The 18,923-nt window shown below is 30.8% G+C and carries 18 protein-coding genes; 9 read left to right on the top strand and 9 right to left on the bottom strand.

Annotated features, from left to right (window positions below):
* Window positions 1-39: 39 nt before the first annotated feature.
* A complete protein-coding gene (locus tag BMY33_RS13900; RefSeq protein WP_091409628.1) occupies window positions 40-975 on the bottom strand; it encodes a hypothetical protein in 936 nt (311 codons plus the stop codon).
* Window positions 976-1,041: 66 nt separating this feature from the next.
* On the bottom strand, window positions 1,042-1,752 hold the full coding sequence (locus tag BMY33_RS13895; protein ID WP_091409625.1) for a DUF547 domain-containing protein: 711 nt from the start codon (window positions 1,750-1,752) through the stop codon (window positions 1,042-1,044).
* 310 nt (window positions 1,753-2,062) lie between these two features.
* Between BMY33_RS13895 and BMY33_RS13890 the strand changes: the two genes are divergently transcribed.
* A complete protein-coding gene (locus tag BMY33_RS13890; protein WP_091409623.1) occupies window positions 2,063-3,364 on the top strand; it encodes an NAD(P)/FAD-dependent oxidoreductase in 1,302 nt (433 codons plus the stop codon).
* A gap of 3 nt (window positions 3,365-3,367) precedes the next feature.
* Window positions 3,368-5,005, top strand: a complete 1,638-nt coding sequence (locus tag BMY33_RS13885) for a 4Fe-4S binding protein (RefSeq protein ID WP_091409621.1) — start codon at window positions 3,368-3,370, stop codon at window positions 5,003-5,005.
* Window positions 5,006-5,082: 77 nt separating this feature from the next.
* Here the strand turns inward: BMY33_RS13885 and BMY33_RS13880 are convergent, their stop codons facing one another.
* Entirely contained in the window at window positions 5,083-6,360 is a 1,278-nt protein-coding gene (locus BMY33_RS13880) for a sensor histidine kinase (RefSeq protein WP_091409618.1), read from the bottom strand.
* Window positions 6,361-7,100: 740 nt separating this feature from the next.
* On the opposite strand from BMY33_RS13880, the gene BMY33_RS13875 reads away from it, so the two are divergent.
* The 6 genes from BMY33_RS13875 to BMY33_RS13850 are packed head-to-tail and all read left to right on the top strand — an operon-like array spanning window position 7,101 to window position 12,396.
* Entirely contained in the window at window positions 7,101-7,595 is a 495-nt protein-coding gene (locus BMY33_RS13875) for a toxin-antitoxin system YwqK family antitoxin (protein ID WP_091409616.1), read from the top strand.
* Entirely contained in the window at window positions 7,596-8,288 is a 693-nt protein-coding gene (locus BMY33_RS13870; protein WP_091409613.1) for a glycosyltransferase family 2 protein, read from the top strand.
* On the top strand, window positions 8,288-9,760 hold the full coding sequence (locus BMY33_RS13865; RefSeq protein ID WP_091409612.1) for a cellulose synthase family protein: 1,473 nt from the start codon (window positions 8,288-8,290) through the stop codon (window positions 9,758-9,760). The genes BMY33_RS13870 and BMY33_RS13865 overlap by 1 nt, the downstream gene beginning before the upstream one ends.
* The gene (locus tag BMY33_RS13860) at window positions 9,760-11,139 is read left to right on the top strand and encodes an MptA/MptB family glycosyltransferase (RefSeq protein ID WP_091409609.1); all 1,380 of its coding nucleotides are present in this window, start codon (window positions 9,760-9,762) and stop codon (window positions 11,137-11,139) included. Before BMY33_RS13865 ends, BMY33_RS13860 begins: the two co-directional genes overlap by 1 nt.
* Entirely contained in the window at window positions 11,136-11,579 is a 444-nt protein-coding gene (locus BMY33_RS13855) for a hypothetical protein (protein WP_091409607.1), read from the top strand. The genes BMY33_RS13860 and BMY33_RS13855 overlap by 4 nt, the downstream gene beginning before the upstream one ends.
* The gene (locus tag BMY33_RS13850; protein WP_091409604.1) at window positions 11,569-12,396 is read left to right on the top strand and encodes an alpha/beta hydrolase; all 828 of its coding nucleotides are present in this window, start codon (window positions 11,569-11,571) and stop codon (window positions 12,394-12,396) included. Before BMY33_RS13855 ends, BMY33_RS13850 begins: the two co-directional genes overlap by 11 nt.
* On the opposite strand, the gene BMY33_RS13845 is transcribed toward BMY33_RS13850, so the two are convergent.
* The 3 genes from BMY33_RS13845 to BMY33_RS13835 are packed head-to-tail and all read right to left on the bottom strand — an operon-like array spanning window position 12,397 to window position 15,005.
* On the bottom strand, window positions 12,397-13,131 hold the full coding sequence (locus BMY33_RS13845; RefSeq protein WP_091409602.1) for a protein phosphatase 2C domain-containing protein: 735 nt from the start codon (window positions 13,129-13,131) through the stop codon (window positions 12,397-12,399).
* A 29-nt stretch (window positions 13,132-13,160) separates the two neighbouring features.
* On the bottom strand, window positions 13,161-14,000 hold the full coding sequence (locus BMY33_RS13840) for a pseudouridine synthase (protein ID WP_091409599.1): 840 nt from the start codon (window positions 13,998-14,000) through the stop codon (window positions 13,161-13,163).
* Between the two features lie 48 nt (window positions 14,001-14,048).
* Window positions 14,049-15,005 (bottom strand): carbon-nitrogen hydrolase family protein, encoded by a 957-nt coding sequence (locus BMY33_RS13835; protein WP_091409596.1) that lies wholly within the window; start codon window positions 15,003-15,005, stop codon window positions 14,049-14,051.
* A gap of 455 nt (window positions 15,006-15,460) precedes the next feature.
* Between BMY33_RS13835 and BMY33_RS13830 the strand changes: the two genes are divergently transcribed.
* Window positions 15,461-15,805, top strand: coding sequence for a hypothetical protein (locus BMY33_RS13830; RefSeq protein WP_091409594.1), 345 nt, complete (start codon window positions 15,461-15,463; stop codon window positions 15,803-15,805).
* 60 nt (window positions 15,806-15,865) lie between these two features.
* Here BMY33_RS13830 and BMY33_RS13825 read toward each other — a convergent pair whose 3' ends face one another.
* The 3 genes from BMY33_RS13825 to BMY33_RS13815 are packed head-to-tail and all read right to left on the bottom strand — an operon-like array spanning window position 15,866 to window position 18,857.
* Entirely contained in the window at window positions 15,866-16,774 is a 909-nt protein-coding gene (locus tag BMY33_RS13825; protein ID WP_091409591.1) for a geranylgeranylglycerol-phosphate geranylgeranyltransferase, read from the bottom strand.
* A 14-nt stretch (window positions 16,775-16,788) separates the two neighbouring features.
* Window positions 16,789-17,724 carry a mevalonate kinase family protein gene (locus BMY33_RS13820; RefSeq protein WP_091409589.1) on the bottom strand — a complete coding sequence of 312 codons (936 nt, stop codon included), beginning with the start codon at window positions 17,722-17,724 and terminating at the stop codon, window positions 16,789-16,791.
* Between the two features lie 47 nt (window positions 17,725-17,771).
* Window positions 17,772-18,857 (bottom strand): diphosphomevalonate decarboxylase, encoded by a 1,086-nt coding sequence (locus BMY33_RS13815; protein WP_091409586.1) that lies wholly within the window; start codon window positions 18,855-18,857, stop codon window positions 17,772-17,774.
* Window positions 18,858-18,923 lie beyond the last annotated feature (66 nt).

The following is an 18,923-nucleotide window of genomic DNA, read 5'->3' as shown; positions in this document are numbered from 1 at the left end:
TTTTATACTGCTGAAAATACAATTTATATTTTATAGTGCTTAAAATATTGCTCTTAAACCCAAGCTAAATGTTTGCCCCAAACCTTGAAAATTATTTCCTCTTACGATTTTTCCAAAAGATGCCTCTATATTTAGAATATCTGTTAATTGATATTTTCCTCCAAAACCTAACGATGTAGAGTTCTGAGCAAAATCATTTCCTAAATCTAGGAGAAAAGCCTGTTGAGTATTTACAAAAACGGTTGATTTAGACGTTGGAAAATAACTTAAAAAAGCGCTCAAAGGCAAAAACAAACTGTTATTAGCAAAACGTTCACTTACATTTTCCTGTGATCCATCTGCTTCACTTGATTTTTCTCCAAAATTATATTTAAAATCTACTTCTGTAAAAACCTGCCATTTATTACCTCCAAAAGTATGATCAAAAAAGAACTTTGTTTCCCAAGCAAAACTTCGCTGATCTAAGAATGAAAAAACATCATCACTAACCGTATCAGGAGCGTCTTCGAATACTGGAATAATAAAAGACGTTGTAAAAGAAAAATTAGCTATGCTTCTAAATGGTTGTACTCTAATAGCTGGAGCTATTGTAGTTAATCCAGATCTTCTATCATTTCCATTATCTTCAAAAGAAAAAACATCTAAAGCTCCCTGACCTCCTAAAGCATTCGATCTAACCTGAAAAACTGCTCCAACATTTATTCTTGAATTTTCACTAATCCCTGTAAATATTTCTGTAGTATTTGTAAAGAACGTTTGTCTATCTATCGTAACCGATTTTGATCTTGAGTCAGTTCTTTCTGTTTGTGTATAAATACTATTAAAAAATTTAACATCCCACTGACCCTTTTTCAATAATTTCGAAGGTGTAAACTCCTGAATATTTGACACATCAGCATCATCATCCTGAGCAAATCCAAAAGTGATCGTTAGGCATAGAAAAAGTGTAGTTATTATATTTTTAGTTGATTTCATGATTAAAATGAATTATTAAAATTAGTATAGGTTTGTTTTAAGGAGATGTTCCTTATCGTTAATGATTTATTTAACTGAGTTTAACTTCCAGTTATAAGGGTAATAAGATATTTTTGAGTTGGCAGGAATTTTTTCTTTTCTAAATTGATTCACATAATCGATTTCGGAACCATTTTGAGTAAAATCTCCTTTGTACCACTCAAAAATCTGAGATAGTTGTACTTTCTTCCCTTTTACTTTAATAAAGTTAGGATTGTTTAGCGCTATTGTTGTTTGACGTTGCAATTGCTTTTCTAAAAGCGAAGGAGTATAAGCTTCTGAAATTATTGGAGGGCAACCTAACCCAGCACAAACCAGTGCAAAGTGAAAACGTGCTTCGGTTGGAAAATTCTTTCTAAGAATCTTATTTTCCAAATCATTTAATGTTGTTGATTTACCCGCTAAAGTATATTTAATCTTATCAAAGAAACCTTTGATATTAAGTGGTGATTTTGTTGGGTAATTATTAATTACTCCTTTAATAACAGATAAATTATATCCATTAATATAAAATGCTTGAAAAGTTTTAGAATCACTCTTAGAAACACTTAGGCTAGCTGCCATATCTAATAGTTCATTTAATTCATCAGGATTACTTTTTATTGCTTTATAATCCACTTTACCATTCGCTACGTGCTTTTTAAAAAATGCATCAGATTTAGTAAAAAACTCTGTCGCACTTTGTGAAAAACCAGCAGTAACCATTAGCAAAGTCAGTATAAAAATTATCTTTTTCATGGGTTTAAATTTTAAAAACTTCTTATAATGAAGTTGTTTTGAATACAAGTTAAGTTTACCTTGGTAATGGGCATTGAGTCGAAGCATAGATATGCTACTTACAAATTATTTTCAATTTGTTTAAAAGAAATTTCAATCCATTTATAAGGAAAATGACTGTTCGAATTCTTTACTAAAACTTACAGAAACCTAGCTTTTTAGATTAATTCTAAATTATTAATACTGGTTAAGTTCTTATATTTATAAACGACTTACGCACAGAAGCTTCATTTTAAGAACTAAAATTGAAAATCAACTAACACACACCTCTATGGAACATATTGTAATTATCGGCAACGGAATTTCGGGTGTTACTGCTGCAAGGCATATCCGGAAAATGTCTGATAAAAAAATCACCCTTGTATCTGCTGAAACAGATTATTTCTTTTCTCGTACCGCCCTAATGTATATATACATGGGACACATGAAATTCGAGCATACGCAACCTTATGAAAATTGGTTCTGGGAAAAAAATCGGATTGAATTAAAGAAAGGATTTGTTTCGAAAATAGATCACCAAAAGAATCAATTGATCTTTGAAGAAGGAGAAAGTTTACAATATGACAAATTGATAATTGCCACAGGCTCTAAGCCAAATAAATTTGGATGGCCTGGTCAGGATCTAAATGGTGTTATGGGAATGTATCATAAACAAGATCTTGAAAATCTAGAAAAATATGCCCCTAATAATAAGACTTGTAAAAGAGCTGTTATTGTTGGTGGTGGTTTAATTGGAATAGAATTAGCAGAAATGCTTAACTCTAGAGGCGTACCAGTTACTTTTTTGGTAAGAGAAGATAGTTTTTGGAATGGTGTTCTTCCTGCTGGAGAAAGTGGAATGATTAATAGACATATAAAGAATCATCATATTGATCTTCGTTTAGGCTCTAATCTAAAAGAAATCATTTCTGATGAAGAAGGAAAAGTAAAGTCAATAATCATTCAGGAAACAGGAGAAGAAATAGCTTGTAATGTTGTAGGTCTAACGGCTGGTGTATCTCCAAATATAGATTTCTTAAAGGAGTCTGGAATTGAATTGGGAAGAGGTGTGAAAGTAAATCGTTTTTTAGAAACAAATATTCCTAATATATATGCTATTGGTGATTGTGCAGAACAACACGAAGCTATTGGAAACAGAAGACCAATAGAAGCTGTATGGTATACAGGAAGAATGATGGGTGAAACAGTTGCGCAAACAATTTGTGGAAATAAATTAGAGTACAAACCAGGACATTGGTTTAATAGTGCCAAATTCTTAGACATCGAGTATCAAACATATGGATGGGTATTTGGTAAACCTAAAGAATATGAAGAACAATTTCATTGGATACACCAAGATGACACAAAATGTGTTACAGTTTCTTACCATAAAGAGACTAGAGAATTCCTTGGAATAAACACTTTTGGGATTCGAATGCGTCATGAAATATTTGACAAATGGCTAACAGAAAAAAGAGATGTAGATTACGTTATGGCGCATCTAATAGAAGCCAATTTTAATCCAGAGTTCTTCAAACATTTCGAAAAAGATATTTTAAATGCTTTCCAAAAGCAACAAACAATAAACGCGTAAACAATGGCAGTAGAAAGAAATATGGCACTAACGGGACAACCTCCTAAAAGCCTAAATACGAAACAAAAAATCGGTGTCCTAATTGGAATGACTGGTTTATTAATATTATTACTAGCTACCTTTAATCTAAATTTACCTAATAAAGCTATCTGGCTTACCTTATCTTTATCAGCCATAACAGCAGGTATTATTATATTTTCTAAAGGCGCGTATGACAAGAAATTAGAAGGTATTAAAAATGATGCAGTTTGGTTTAATTCCATGTCATCAAGAGGAGTCCTTGCTTGGATTGCCGGAATAGCACTTACTGGGTTCTATGTTATTTTGTACTTTTTTGCTGATTTACTAGGATTAGGGCAAGGAGCAGATGGAACTAATACAGGTTTAATTGCTTTGTTTGATCCGTTGAGTTATGCTTTTAAAAACGAACAAGCCAGCCAATGGTTTGTTTATGGAACATTGTACACTATAGCTATCATAGGATTTGGAATAAAGTTTATCATGAAGTATAAACATAATCGTTATGAACAATTACGTACAGTGAGCGTTATATTTTTTCAAACCGCATTTGCTTTCGTAATTCCGGAATTAATGGCGCGTTTAAACTCCGATACTTTTTCATTACCATACAATGATCTAAAAAACATGTGGCCTCTTAACTATTATGCGTTTGAGCAGTGGAGAGTAGATCAATTTATTAATGCGCAAACTATCGGTTTATTCTTTTTAATCTTAGCCGTATTAATGATATTTGTAATCTCTCCTTGGTTAACTTATAAATACGGTAAAAGATGGTACTGTTCATGGGTTTGTGGTTGTGGAGGACTTGCAGAAACTGCAGGAGATTCCTTTCGTCAATTGTCTGATAAGAGTGTCAAAGCATGGAAATTAGAAAGATGGATGATCCATACTGTATTGGTGTTTTCGGTTATTATGACTGTAGCTACAATTTCTACCTTTTTAGGATATGACTCCACTAAATACTGGTTTACAAAGAATGCATTTTTAATAAGTGTAGGAGTATTTTTAACTTTACTTTTTGCAGGTATTTTGTATTACAAAAGAAATCAACTTAACAAAAGTGCGGTTGCTGGAGCAAGCGGTTTTTTCATTTTTACTATTGCATTTCTTGTTTTAATCAGCTTCATAGACTTAAGTCAAATACAAATTCAAGCAAAATACTTTTCATTTGGTTTAAATAATAAAAGTTATGCTGCGGATAGTGCCTTACGAGCTTTTTATGGTTTCGGTATTGGATCTATTTTTTCTGGTGTTATTGGTACTGGGTTTTATCCTATCCTAGGAAACAGAGTTTGGTGTCGTATGGGATGCCCAATGGCAGGAATATTAGGAATCCAACAACGATTATTTTCAAAATTTAGAATTACAACTAATGGAGGTCAGTGTATTTCCTGTGGTAATTGCTCAACTTATTGCGAAATGGGAATCGATGTTCGATCTTATGCTCAAAAAGGAGAGAATATTGTAAGATCTAGTTGTGTAGGTTGTGGTATTTGTTCTGCTGTATGCCCAAGAGGTGTATTAAAACTAGAGAATGATAACTTAGAAGGAAGAATCAATTCTAATGAGATCTTATTGGGGAATGATGTCGATCTTATGGATTATGTGAATAATAAATAAATTATAAAACATCAATATCATAAAAAAAACAGCCTATTGTAGGCTGTTTTTTTATTTACAAAAGTTTAGTTCGTAAATTAGGCACTCATCGTATTAGGAAAATATAAATTAATCGTTGTTCCTTTATTGTATTCGCTTTCTATTTCTAAAACACCATTTTGTTTTTCTACCAATTTTTTAGCTATACTTAAACCAAATCCTGTTCCTCTTTCATTTTCTGTTCCTATAGTAGAATTATTTCTTTCCTTTCCGAAAAGGTTATAAAGACTATCATCACACATTCCAATTCCTTTATCTTCTATAGCTATTCTTACTTGCCCTCCAATTTTTTCTGACTTCACAATGATATCTGATCCACGATGCGAAAATTTAATCGCATTCGCTATCAAATTCCTCATTACGGTTTCCATCATAGCTGGATTTATAGTTACTTTTAGATCTTTAGGTAAATTGTTTATAAGACTAATCTCTTTGTTTTTTGTCTTTAAATCAGAGAATGCAAATACTTTGTCTACAATAACAGAAATTTCTTTTGTTTCTAATAAAACTTGCGATTGTTTTTTGTAGATATTTCCCCACTCTAATAAGTCCTCTAACAAATTATTACCTTTATCAGCAGCTTGTCTTATCATGTTTCGTATCTCATCTCTTTCTTCGTCATTCTCTACTTCATCAACCATATCAATTAATGACCTAAGTTGATAGAATGGAGTTCTTAGATCATGACCAATAATTCTAAACAAATCATCTTTAGATTGATTCATTTCTTTCAGTTCTTCATTCTTAATGCTTATTAATCTATTTGCTTCCTTTACTTTTCTTGACAACTGTACAAGCAAACGCTGACAAAAGTAAGCCATAAGACCACCACCACTGACAATAACAAAATAAAACGCAAACTTCTCTAACGGAAAATTAGGATAGTAAAACATACATAATGTTATGAAAAGAAAATTAATCGTTAATAAAAAAATGATGTGCCTAAAATGCACCAACATTCCTACGGCAAAAAATAAAAGAGATACAATCACTTCCACTTTTAAGAAAAATGATTCAAACATAAAGTTTGGATCTTTTACTCCAAAAAATATTGTCGACATCATTCCTAAAACAATAGTATACACAGAAAGTGTAAGTAATTTGGATTTTCTAATAAAACCGCTTCTCTGCAATATCAAACCAAGAGTTACGATAGAAAAAGTAATAACAGCTCTATTAAAATAAGCGCTTAATCCAGCTTCGTTAAACTCAACTAAACCATCAAGTATTATACCTGGTAATGCAATAAACATTACGGTAAACAAAACCTTATCAAACTGAAAGAATCCGGGTAATTTTTTAGATGTACTACTCATATTAACATCGATTTATTTAGCCCCGTTAAAACTTATGCCAAAAAATATCATTATCGACATATCGTTAAAGTTAACAAAAAAATCGATAAAAAGCATGTTTTGTTTAGTTTTTTTACAAAAAGTAAGAAAAAAATTATAAAATTCATTTTAAACAATCACCTGTTTTTTCCATTTATTAGTTTTACAACAAGTATTATATATTGTTTATAGATACAATCAAAAATATTATTGACTTCTGATTTTTTTAAAAAATGTAGGAAAACAAGTAATTGTATATAAAGACATTACAATTAACTCCTTTTTCGTATTGTATCGAATTTCAATATTAGTAACCCTAAAGTAAGAACAATAATATTAGCAATATCTCTATAAAAACATAAGCTAAATCCAGTATTAAAATATTCAACATATCCATGAAGTGCAGTAGCAGGAAGTATCACACACAAAAAAAGGTGCTAACACGCTATCATACTTCCAGGTACTATCAAATGTCAATAGCTTCAATTTCATAGATGCGATAATATTTTTTTCTAATAAAAAAGAAAAATAAAATAAAAGCATTTTTTCTTAAATATCGACAAATACACCAAAATAATCGATAAAAAGCGTTTTAATGATTAAAAAATTCAAAAAAAGCAGGTTTTATATGTCTAGTTAAAATCTATTCGTTTCGAATTTCAAAATATTTTGTAGGTATATCAAATAGTTTTCGTCTAAGCAGATAACCAAAGCTTAAAATGATGAAATACTCGTTCTATATTGTTATATCCTTTTTGTTCTTTTCTTTCCATACTTCTGTGGAAAAAGAATATCATAAAGAATACTATAGTGATGGATCCATCAAAGCCGAAGGTTGGAAAATGGCAGATCAAAAAATAGATTACTGGTATTCCTATTATCCTAATGGCAATATTTCTGAACAAGGCCATTTTTGGAATAATAAAAAACAAGGATATTGGTATTTCTACTCCTCGAACAATAAACTAACTAAAGAAGGGCATTTTATAAACGATAAAGCAGAAAAATGGTGGATTATTTACGATATTGCCACGAGTAATAAGAAAAACCGAGTTACTAGAAAGTATCAATATCGAAATAATCAAAAAAACGGCTACTGCCTTTTATATAAAAATGATAAGCTTTTTAAAGCAGAAAAATACGTTGATGATCAGAAAACCGGAGAATGGACAGATGTTTTTAGCTTTAAAAAAGACAATCCCAACGCTTCTCTATAAATGAATCCCATAATCAAAGTAATCATACCTGCTTTTAATGAGCAAGACTCTATTGGTCACGTAATTAATGAAATTCCTGATATAGTTTCTGAGATCATTGTGGTTAATAATAACTCTACTGATAATACAGAAGAAATAGCAAGACAAGCAGGTGCTATGGTACTGAGGGAAGAAAGAATGGGGTATGGATTTGCATGTTTAAAAGGGCTTGATTATGTAGCTTCGCAAACACCAACTCCTGAAATTATAGTTTTTTTGGATGGTGATTTTAGTGATTATCCAGAAGAATTGACAAAAATAGTTGCACCTATAATAAAGGATGATATTGATATGGTAATAGGTGCTAGAGATAAAAAATTAAGAGAATCGGGATCTATGACAATCCCTCAAATTTTCGGTAATTGGCTTGCTACAAGTTTAATGAGATTATTTTTTGGGGCAAAATTCACAGATCTTGGACCTTTTAGAGCAATCAAATATAATAAGCTTCTAGAATTGAATATGGAGGATAAAACCTATGGGTGGACTGTAGAAATGCAACTAAAAGCAATAAAAAGACGTTTTACCTATATAGAAGTTCCAGTTCGATACAAAAAGAGAATAGGTGTCTCAAAAGTTTCAGGAACCATAAAAGGTGCTATCTTTGCAGGCGTTAAGATTTTAAGTTGGATTTTTAAATATAGCTTTGCGTAATGGATATTGCTATCATTGTTATTTATACATTAGCGTTATTAATAATTTTCTTGTACAGTTTGGCACAGTTGAATTTACTTTTCAACTATCTTAAATCGCGCAAACTGGATGATAAATCTCCTACTTTTGATCTTTCTAAAGAAGAAGAAACTCCCTATGTAACGATTCAATTACCTGTTTATAATGAACTATATGTAATGGAGCGATTACTGGATAACATTGCTCTATTAGAGTATCCAAAAGATAAGTTAGAAATACAGGTATTAGATGATTCTACAGATGAATCTGTACAAACCACTGCTACTCATATAAAGGAACTACAAAAAACAGGTTTAGATATTCAGCATATCTGTCGTGAAGACAGAACTGGATTTAAAGCAGGAGCTCTAAAAGAAGGGTTGAAAATTGCTAAAGGTGAATTTATAGCTATTTTCGACGCTGATTTTTTACCTGGTGAAAAATGGTTACTTCAAACAATTCCTTATTTCAAAAAAGAAAATATAGGTGTAGTACAAACACGTTGGGGACATATTAATAGAGATTATTCTATGTTGACTAAAATTCAGGCTTTTGCTTTGGATTTTCATTTTACGATGGAACAAGTAGGTCGTAATTACAAAGATCACTTTATTAATTTTAATGGAACTGCAGGTGTATGGAGAAAAAAATGTATCGAAGATGCGGGAAACTGGCAAGGCGATACATTAACAGAAGATTTAGACTTAAGTTATCGGGCACAATTAAAAAAATGGAAATTTAAATACCTAGAAGAAGTAGAAACTCCTGCCGAGTTACCAGTTGTTATTAGTGCCGCTCGTTCGCAGCAATTTAGATGGAATAAAGGTGCTGCAGAAAATTTCCAGAAACTGTACTGGAAAATGCTTAAAGATAAAACTGTTCCATTTAAAACTAAATTTCATAGCTTCTTTCATTTACTCAATAGTAGTATGTTTTTATTGGTATTACTAGTTGCCGTATTAAGTGTTCCTGTAATGTACATTAAAAATAGTAACCCTATGTTTAGTTGGTACTTTAACGTGATTGCATTTTTCGCATTAAGTACAGTGATATTTTTCTTCTGCTACTGGCATACCTTTAAGAAAATTCATAGTGGCGGATTTTGGAATTTTATAGAATATATAAAAATGTTTTTTACCTTCTTCTCGATAGCGATGGGATTCTCTGTACATAATTCCATGGCAGTCTTAGAAGGTCATTTTGGAAAGAAAAGTGAATTCGTAAGAACCCCAAAATTCAATATAAACACGCTTAAAGATTCGTGGAAAGGGAATAAATACGTTAATAAGAACATCTCTGGAAATACAATTGTAGAGGCGTTGCTTATGTGCTATTTTGCATTCGCTCTATATAGTGCTTTTAAACTCCAAGACTTTGGATTATTTTTATTTCATATTATGCTTTTCCTGGGGTTTGGATTTGTTTTCTTTAAGTCAGTTACTTCTAAACTGTAATGATTAGGTTATGGAAATACAATAAATTTTCCATAATCTTTACTCTGGTTTGCGTTTTATTTTATTGGAGTTTTGCCTATCAATTAGAGCGTGAAGATTTCATAAAAATGTTTGGTCTATGGATTGGTTTATTTTTTCTATCTCATAGAATAATTAAAATCAATGCTAATAATATTAAACTATTAGCAGGTATGGCTTTAGTTTTTAGAATATTATTCCTTTTTGCAATACCCAATCTCTCTCAAGATTTTTATAGGTTTATTTGGGATGGCAGAATGCTATTAGAAGGTTTTAACCCGTATCTATCTTTACCAGAAACTTGGATTACTCAAGGAAATGCTCCTATTGCACAAGCACAAGAACTATATAACGGAATGGGCACTCTTAATGGAAGTCATTATACGAATTACCCTCCATTAAGTCAACTTTGCTATGCAATCGCAGGTTTTTTTGCTGGAAAAAATATTTTAGGCGCTGTAATTGTTCTGAGATTACTAATTATCCTAGCTGATATCGGCACTTTTTTCTTTGGAAGAAAATTATTGCAAATGCTTCATATACCTGAACACAGAATCTTTTGGTATATCCTGAACCCTTTTATTATTATAGAGCTCACTGGAAACCTACACTTTGAAGCTGTTATGATATTCTTTATCATTTGGTCTTTATATTTATTACAAAAAGGATATTGGTACTGGTCAGCACTTGCTCTGGCATTTTCTGTATCAGTAAAATTAATTCCTCTATTATTTTTACCATTATTTTTTCAAAAATTTATACTAGGATTTGATAAATCAAAACTTACCTATCGTTTTTTAAAATTGGTTGGTTTTTATAGTATAGTTATTGCGACTACTGTACTTCTTTTCACACCTTTTCTGTCTTCAGAATTTATCGCTAATTTTAGTAAAACTATTGGACTTTGGTTTCAGAATTTCGAGTTTAACGCTAGTATTTATTATATCATACGCTGGATCGGCTATCAAACCATTGGTTGGAATATAATTGGCACCGTGGGAAAGATATTACCCCTAATTGTTATTGGAATCCTATTGCTACTCACCTTCTTTAGAAAAAATAAAAATACAACAGAATTAATTACAGTTATGGTCATTGGTATTTGTAGTTACTATTTTCTGTCGACCACAGTTCATCCGTGGTATATAGCAGTTCCTTTAGCACTTTGTATGTTCACTAATTATAAGTTCCCAATTTGGTGGTCAATTCTTATAATATTTAGTTACACGGCATATGTACATCCTGATTTTAAAGAAAATTTATGGTTTGTTGCTCTAGAATATAGTATTGTATTTGGTATTTTTATTTTTGAAGTGTTAAAAAACACCTCAAAAGTTTCATTAAAATCTTTCTATAATTGAGTTCTGAACTACATAACAAACTATACTTCCTACTTATATCAATACTTATTAGTGGTTTTTCATTTTCTCAAGAAACCACAACTATTATCAAATCATTACAAAGTAATTGGGACCTATGTAAATATAGAACTGATAAACATTTTTGTGAATCTAATCCAAGTATATTAGATTGTGATTATAAAATCGAAATTGCAGAAAATCAATTCACTTTATTTAAAGGTTCAAAAAAAATAGATGGAGGAGACTTTGAAATTGAACATCATTATGATGATACTTTTTTTATAAATTTTAATTCTTCATTGAATGATAAAATATTAGAATTATTAGGAGCAAATACTATTAAACTTTTTAATAAAAAAGAAGAAGGTTTTGCACTTTTTATAGAATCGACAACAACTCTTTTTGTACTAAAAAAAACACAACAATATCTTGAAAATTAATTTTAGAAAAATAGGGCGAAGGTTATTACGGTTCATATCATTCATTATTATATTGATTCTTTGTGGATATATTTTTTTATATATCAAACAAGAGCGTTTCTTTTTTAACCCTAAAATATTAGATAAAAACTATTCCTATTCTTTTGATCAACCATTTGAAGAAGTTAATATAGCTGTAGAAGATGATATAAATTTAAATGCATTGTTATTTAAAACTGATTCTATTAGCAAAGGACTAATAGTATATTTCCATGGGAATGCAGGAGCTATTCATGAATGGGGAGAGCGAGCTTATTTATATACAGAGAATAAATTTGATGTTCTATTTGTAGACTATAGAGGGTATGGCAAAAGCGACAGTTTCTATGAAGAAGAATCTGAACTCTATAATGATGCCCAAAAAATATATGATTATGCACTTACTCGTTATGATGAAAAAGATATTATTGTATTAGGGTATTCAATAGGTACAGGTTTTGCTTCATATACTGCAGCAAATAACAACCCTAAACTTCTTATTTTAGAAGCTCCATATTACGCTTGGAATGAATTTATAGCTAATATAGCACCCGTTCCAAAGGCTTTAATTAACTATGAAATTCCATCATATAAGTTCTTAGGAGAAGTCGATTGTCCAATTCGTGTTTTTCACGGTTCTAAAGATTTTCTAATTAAACCAGAAGAACATTCTAAACGATTAAAGAAATTATATCCTAATAAAATTGAACTTACACTAATTAAAGGAGCTGGTCATAACGGTATCTATCTTTCTAAACAATATTATGATGAATTAAAAGAACTATTAGATAGGTATTAATTATACAACAACTCTAATGATAGCAAGATCATCTGTTAAAACTTGACCATTTATCATTTCTAAATCTTGAATTTTCTTTTCAAGAAAGTTATCATATTCAATTCCAGTCTTATCCTTCAACAAAAACCTTATAATCTCAGTTTCTTTTTGTTGAATCTTTTTGTTTTTGAAATTTTTAAAAGAAAAAATACCGTCAGTACAAATTGACAAATCTTTAAAACTTCTTATTGATAATCTTTGTTTTTGTGATAAATACCAAGAATTAAAATTTTCATTTAAATGATATCCTAAATAATCTGGTTTATCATTTTGCTCGTATTCTATAACATCATTATCAAAACAAATCAAACCGTCACCAATCTCTAAAAACTCACCATCCAAATTATTTTTATCAACTATTCCTATAATTAAAGTCGATAATAATTCTTCTATTTCTAATCCTAAATTATTTTTAGAGGCTTTAAGTTGATGAAAAAGTTTCTGAAGAATTTCTTTTAAGCATAGAAACAATTCCAAAGAATCCGTTTCTATGAAATCCCTGTAAAATGTCTCTTTAGCTACATTTCTTAGAATTTTTCCAATAAGAATTGATGCAAATACAGATTCTTTCCCCATCGTACAACCGTCCATTACAGCAATCATAAATCGATTTGAACTAACCTGTTCCTTTATTAAAAAATCTTCGCAATAATTTGTGTGAAAGTTACCTATTTTAAGTGCAGAATATATCTTCATAAATTTATACTCTGCAAAAATAAAAAAAATTACATCATCTTCATATTAATAACTTCTTGCTCTGTAAGGATTCTCCAATGACCTCTAGGAAGATCTTTTTTAGTTAATCCGGCAAAAATAACTCTATCCAATTTTAAAACACTATAATTAAGATGTTCGAAGAGTTTGGTTACAATACCATTTTTCGAAGACATTAATTGTACACCTATTTCATTTTTTGCAGCTCCTTCTATATAAGATATCTCATCTACTGAAATAAAACCTTCTTCCAATCGTACTCCCTTTTCTATCTTCTGAAAATCCTCGAACTTAAGGTTACGATCCAGCTCTACGTGAAAAATTTTACGAACTCCTGTTTTGTGATGCGTCAATTTCTTTTCTAAATCCACATCATTTGTAAAAAGCAACAACCCAGTCGTATTTCTTTCTAATCTACCTACTGGTTTTAATCTACTTTTAGAAGCATTAGCGACTAAATCCATTACTGTTCTAGTTTTCTCAGGACTTGTAGAGGTTACAAAGCCCTTAGGCTTATTAAGTAGAACATATTCTTTCTTCTCCGGTGTAATTAATCGTCCATCAAACTTAACCTCATCCGTTAACTTAACCTTATACCCCATTTCGGTAACAGGTTTCCCATTAACCCAAACACTACCTGTCTGGATATATAAATCAGCATCTCTTCTAGAACAAACCCCAGAATTAGCAACAAATTTATTTAATCGGATTTGATCAGGGTCAGAAATCTTCTTAGGTGAAGTATTGTTATTCTTTACTGGAGCATTACCTTTGTTGTATGATTTCCTTTTAGGTTTCCCACCTTGTCTTCCACTTCCTTTTCCTTTATTGGAATTGTCACCACGACTCATATCTTACATTTTTTGCAAAGATAGTTGTTTAGTTTTTAGAAATGACAACTATTCTTTATCAAACCAGACAGTACTTTGACGTTCTCTATTGACACTGAGTTGTGTAACATCTGGACGAGAATAATGTCCAACAGGATCAAAATTCTGACGTTCTTGTAAAACTCTATTAAAATCCAAAGTCTCTACCAACAACCCTTCTTTATGGAGTACAGGTTCTAAAATCCATTCTCCATCTGGCCCGGCAATGCAAGAACCTCCATTACCTAGAACATCAGGTGATTTTTTCAAAATTTCATCTAAATGTGGCGTTGTAGATGGAAAATCTTCTTTTCGCATTAGACTAGATACAGATATTACATAAGATCTTGACTCTCTTGCTATAAAGCGAGTAATATCCTTTGTATTATAATCACTCCCAGGCCAAACGGCTATATGAAGATTTTCTCCTTGTCCATATAATGCAACTCTCGGCAATGGCATCCAATTCTCCCAACAATTTAAACCTCCCACGGTAAAAGCTTTAAGAGGGTGCACCCGAAGTCCATTCCCATCTCCTGGTGCCCAAGTCAAACGTTCTTCATAAGTTGGTTGTAACTTACGATGTACTGATTTTATTTCACCACTATTATTTATATAAACCAAAGATGCATATAAACTATGACCTCCTCTATCCAATGGGCGTTCAATAATTCCTAAATAAATAGCAATGTTATGTACTCTTGCCAAATTACAAATCCCATCTAAATCTCCTTTTTCAATTACTACAGCATTCTGAGCATAGTGCGCGTGAATTTCCTTCTGAATCTTATTATCAAATTGAGCACCGTCAGTTAATGATACCCAAAAAGGATATCCTGGTAATAATGTTTCTCCAAAAACAATAAGCTCTGCTTTTTTTTGAGCTGCCTCGATAATTGAATTTTTTATTTTTTCTATTGTAGCACTTTTATCCAACCATACTGGGGATATCTGAGCTAAGGCTACAGTAAGTAATTGATCCGTCATAAAAAATGTATAATATTATTTTTAGTTTATTCAGGTTTATCGAAGTTGTTTACAAATATCTAAGAATTTAGTTAACGAATAATTAACATTTAAGAAATTGATTTTCAAACAGTTAAAATCCAAAAATAGCTTTACGGTTAAACCGCTTCTTAACGTTCGCGTAACATTAAAATAGTTTCAAAAATTCAATTATTCGTACTTCGGCAACATTAAAATCTGAGAATTTAACATCAAAAAAAACAATCCCCCTAAATACTCCTAAAGTAAACTTATAAAAAGTATATATTATTCAAAGTTCAATTTATGTTAAAACATTCTCTTTTTTACGTAATGGTAAACTTAGCAACACATTCTAATAAAATATAAAGTCAAAAATAACTATACATCAGTTCTACATTTGTCCTGTAAAATTAAAACAAATAAAATTTTATAACTCAAATCAAAAACACGTAACAATGAAAAAATTAATCGTATTAGCAGTAGCCATTTTAGCATCAACTCAGATTTTTGCAAATGACAAAAACACTAAAGAAACTACAGAACAAAAACTTAGAAATGAAATTGTTCTTTTATTAGACAGACCTGAAATTAAATTAGAGAGTGACGAAATTAAAGCCAATATTGAATTTATCTTAAATGCGAAAGGAGAGATCGTAATCCTTACAGTAGATTCAGAAAAGCAAGCAATAGAACATTACGTAAAGTCAAGACTTAACTATAAAAAAGTTGACACTAATGTTATCGAAACTGGTAATAAAGTATTTAAGCTTAAGCTAAAAGTATTAAATCCTGAAGCTTAAGGATTACCCAAAACCTATATTAAAGAGCAGTTACATATATATCGTAGCTGCTCTTTTTTATTACCAAAGTATTCTATCAAGTATCATATTAACATCGATTAAAACGATACTAAATACACCAGATACAATAATTAATTTTAGAATATTGTGTAACCAAACATAATGTGTTCTCCCATCTGATTTCCACAAAGCGATAAGAAACAACAGCATTAAAGTTAAGCAAGCATAAAAATAAAGATTCATAAATCCTACTTCATACTTTGTTAGTAGCAAATAAATGGGAATACATGAAGCTAATATTAGCAAGCTAATCATTTTTTTAGAAGCTGATTCTCCATAAATAATTGGAATCGTTTTATAATTCTGAGCTACATCTCCTCTAAGGTTCCCTAGATCTTTGACCATTTCTCTCATCACCAACATTAAAAACAAAAAGGTGGCGTGCACAAAAATCACTTCATCAAAATTTTTATAATAAATAAATACTGCGAAGAAGGGAGTTATAGATAATGTAGATGCAACAAAATTACCTAGAAAAGGCATTCTTTTCAGCTTATGTGAATAAAACCATATCCCAAAAACATACAAAGAAAAAAACAATACTGCCTTAAATGAAACATAACTAGCTAATATTACCGAAAGAAAGTTAAGCACGAAATACCCTGTTAATTTAGTTCTTTGACTAACTAAACGATCTAACATTGTTTTCTGAGGTCTATTGATTAGATCTTTCTCTCTATCGTAAAAATTATTAATGATGTATCCTGCTGCAATTACCCCAGCAGAGGCTAAAACAATAACAAACAAGTTTGTATCAAAAAGGACTTCTCTTAAAGGAATATTTGGAGCTAGAATAAATATAGAGGTAAGATATTGCGCTAAAACGATCATAAGCACATTATACCCTCTCACTATAGAAAATAGACTCAACAACTTAAGAAGAATGAGTTTATTTTTTCTAGAAAGCATTCTTTATAGGCTGATTAAAAATTGTATACCACCTCTAATTTATAATCTTTTAGTGCAGCTTGGGCCTTATTAAAATCTTGAGTAAACCCTAATATGTAACCTCCACCTCCAGAGCCACATAATTTAAGGTAATAATCATTAGTTTCAATTCCATTTTTCCACAAAGCATGGAATTGTTTCGGAATCATTGGTTTAAAATTATCTAACACAACATTAGATAATTGTTTAATATTAGAAAACAATGATTTTATATCACCTTTCAAAAAGTCATCGACACAAGCATCCGTATGCTTCACAAATTGGTTTTTAAGCATTGAACGAAATCCCTCTTGTTTCATACTTTCCATAAAAATGCTAACCATTGGAGCAGTTTCTCCAACAATACCACTATCCAATAAAAACACAGCTCCCTTTTTATGATCAACACTTTGTGAAGGAATTCCAGCTGGTTCTATATTATCTTTAGAATTGATTAGAATCGGAAGGCTCAGATAACTGTTTAATGGATCTAAACCAGAACTACTGCCATGAAAAAACGACTCCATTAATCCAAAAATCTCCTTTAATCTTAACAATTTATCACGAGTAAGATTTTCTAAAACCGTAATCTTATCTTTAGCGTACTTATCATAAATTGCTGCAACAAGAGCTCCGCTGCTACCCACTCCATATCCTTGAGGAATACTACTATCAAAATACATCCCGGATGTAACGTCATTTTTCAATCTTTCTAAATCGAATTCAACGATATCTTTATCCTGAATATTTTCTAGATAATTTGTGAAATCAATTAAACTTTTGTTTGATTTAGTTGCTTGTTCATCTGGATTATCAGATACTTTTAAAGCACCTTTAAAAAAATTATAGGGTATAGAAAGTCCTTTAGAATCTTTAATTATCCCATATTCTCCAAACAATAATATTTTAGAGTAAAAAAGTGGTCCCTTCATCTGTTTGTATTCCTTATATCCAATTTGTCTAACTAATTAGGAGAAAGTTACAACAATTTAGCACCTAATCCTATTTTGTCGCAAATATACTGCCCTTTCTCACAATAAACAACTAACTCATTCTTAATGAAGTCCATCACCTGTTCTTTTTCCGTGTCAGGATATAACACGTGAACATTAGCTCCAGCATCTAATGTAAAACAGATTTTAGATCCTGTCTCTTTTCTATATTCCCAAATTTTATTTATCACAGATAATGTATTTGGTTTCATTAAAATAAAATAAGGCAAAGAAGTCATCATCATCGCATGCAGTGTTAATGCCTCACTTTCCACTACTTCAATAAACTTATCTAAATCTCCAGAAATCAAAACCCCTTTAAGCTTATCAATATTTTCGTTTGCTTGCTTAAATCTTTCTGAAGAAAAAGGGTGGCCATACATTAAATCATGACCAACGGAGCTACTTACTTGTTTTTCACCTTTATCAACAAGTAGAATCGTATCCTGATAATTTGCAAAATTTTGATGGATTAAATATGGAAATTTCACCGCATAAGCATCATTACTTCCTTCTACATTTTTATGTGCTCCCCATACGGTAATTGGTCCTTCTATACTTCTACTAGCACTTCCCGATCCTAATCTAGATAAAAAAGAGGTTTTTTGAACAAATTCTTCATCGGTTATCTGTGGATTTAACTGTTTTTCTAATTGCATTAGGCAATAAGCCAAAGCACTCATACCACTTGCAGAAGATGCAATACCACTACTATGGGGAAATGTATTACTAGTTTCTATTATAAATTTATACTGTTTAAGAAAAGGGACGTAAGTAATAATTCTTTGAAAAAAACTTTGAATTTTTGGTTTAAATTCTGGTTTTGGTTCTCCTTCAAAAAACAGTTCAAATTGAAAATCTTCAGAAACATTTTGTAGCTTTTCATATCGTAATATAGTCTCCGTTTTGCAAACATCTAACGTAAAACTTATAGACGGGTTTTCTGGTAATTGCACAGGTCGTTTCCCCCAATATTTAACTAGAGCGATATTACTCGGTGATGTACAAGAAATAGATCCTTGATCAGAAACTACAGAAGATATTTTAGTGATAAATTGACTATAATCAGCCATAATATAAAAATAATTTTGGTAAAGATAAGCTGTTATATGCTTTTAAGAGTAAGCTAGTAAAAATAA

Source organism: Aquimarina amphilecti, from assembly GCF_900109375.1.
GTDB classification, from domain to species: Bacteria; Bacteroidota; Bacteroidia; order Flavobacteriales; family Flavobacteriaceae; genus Aquimarina; species Aquimarina amphilecti.
The sequence above is the reverse complement of the archived record's forward strand: the minus strand, read 5'-3'. Positions and strand labels throughout refer to the sequence as shown.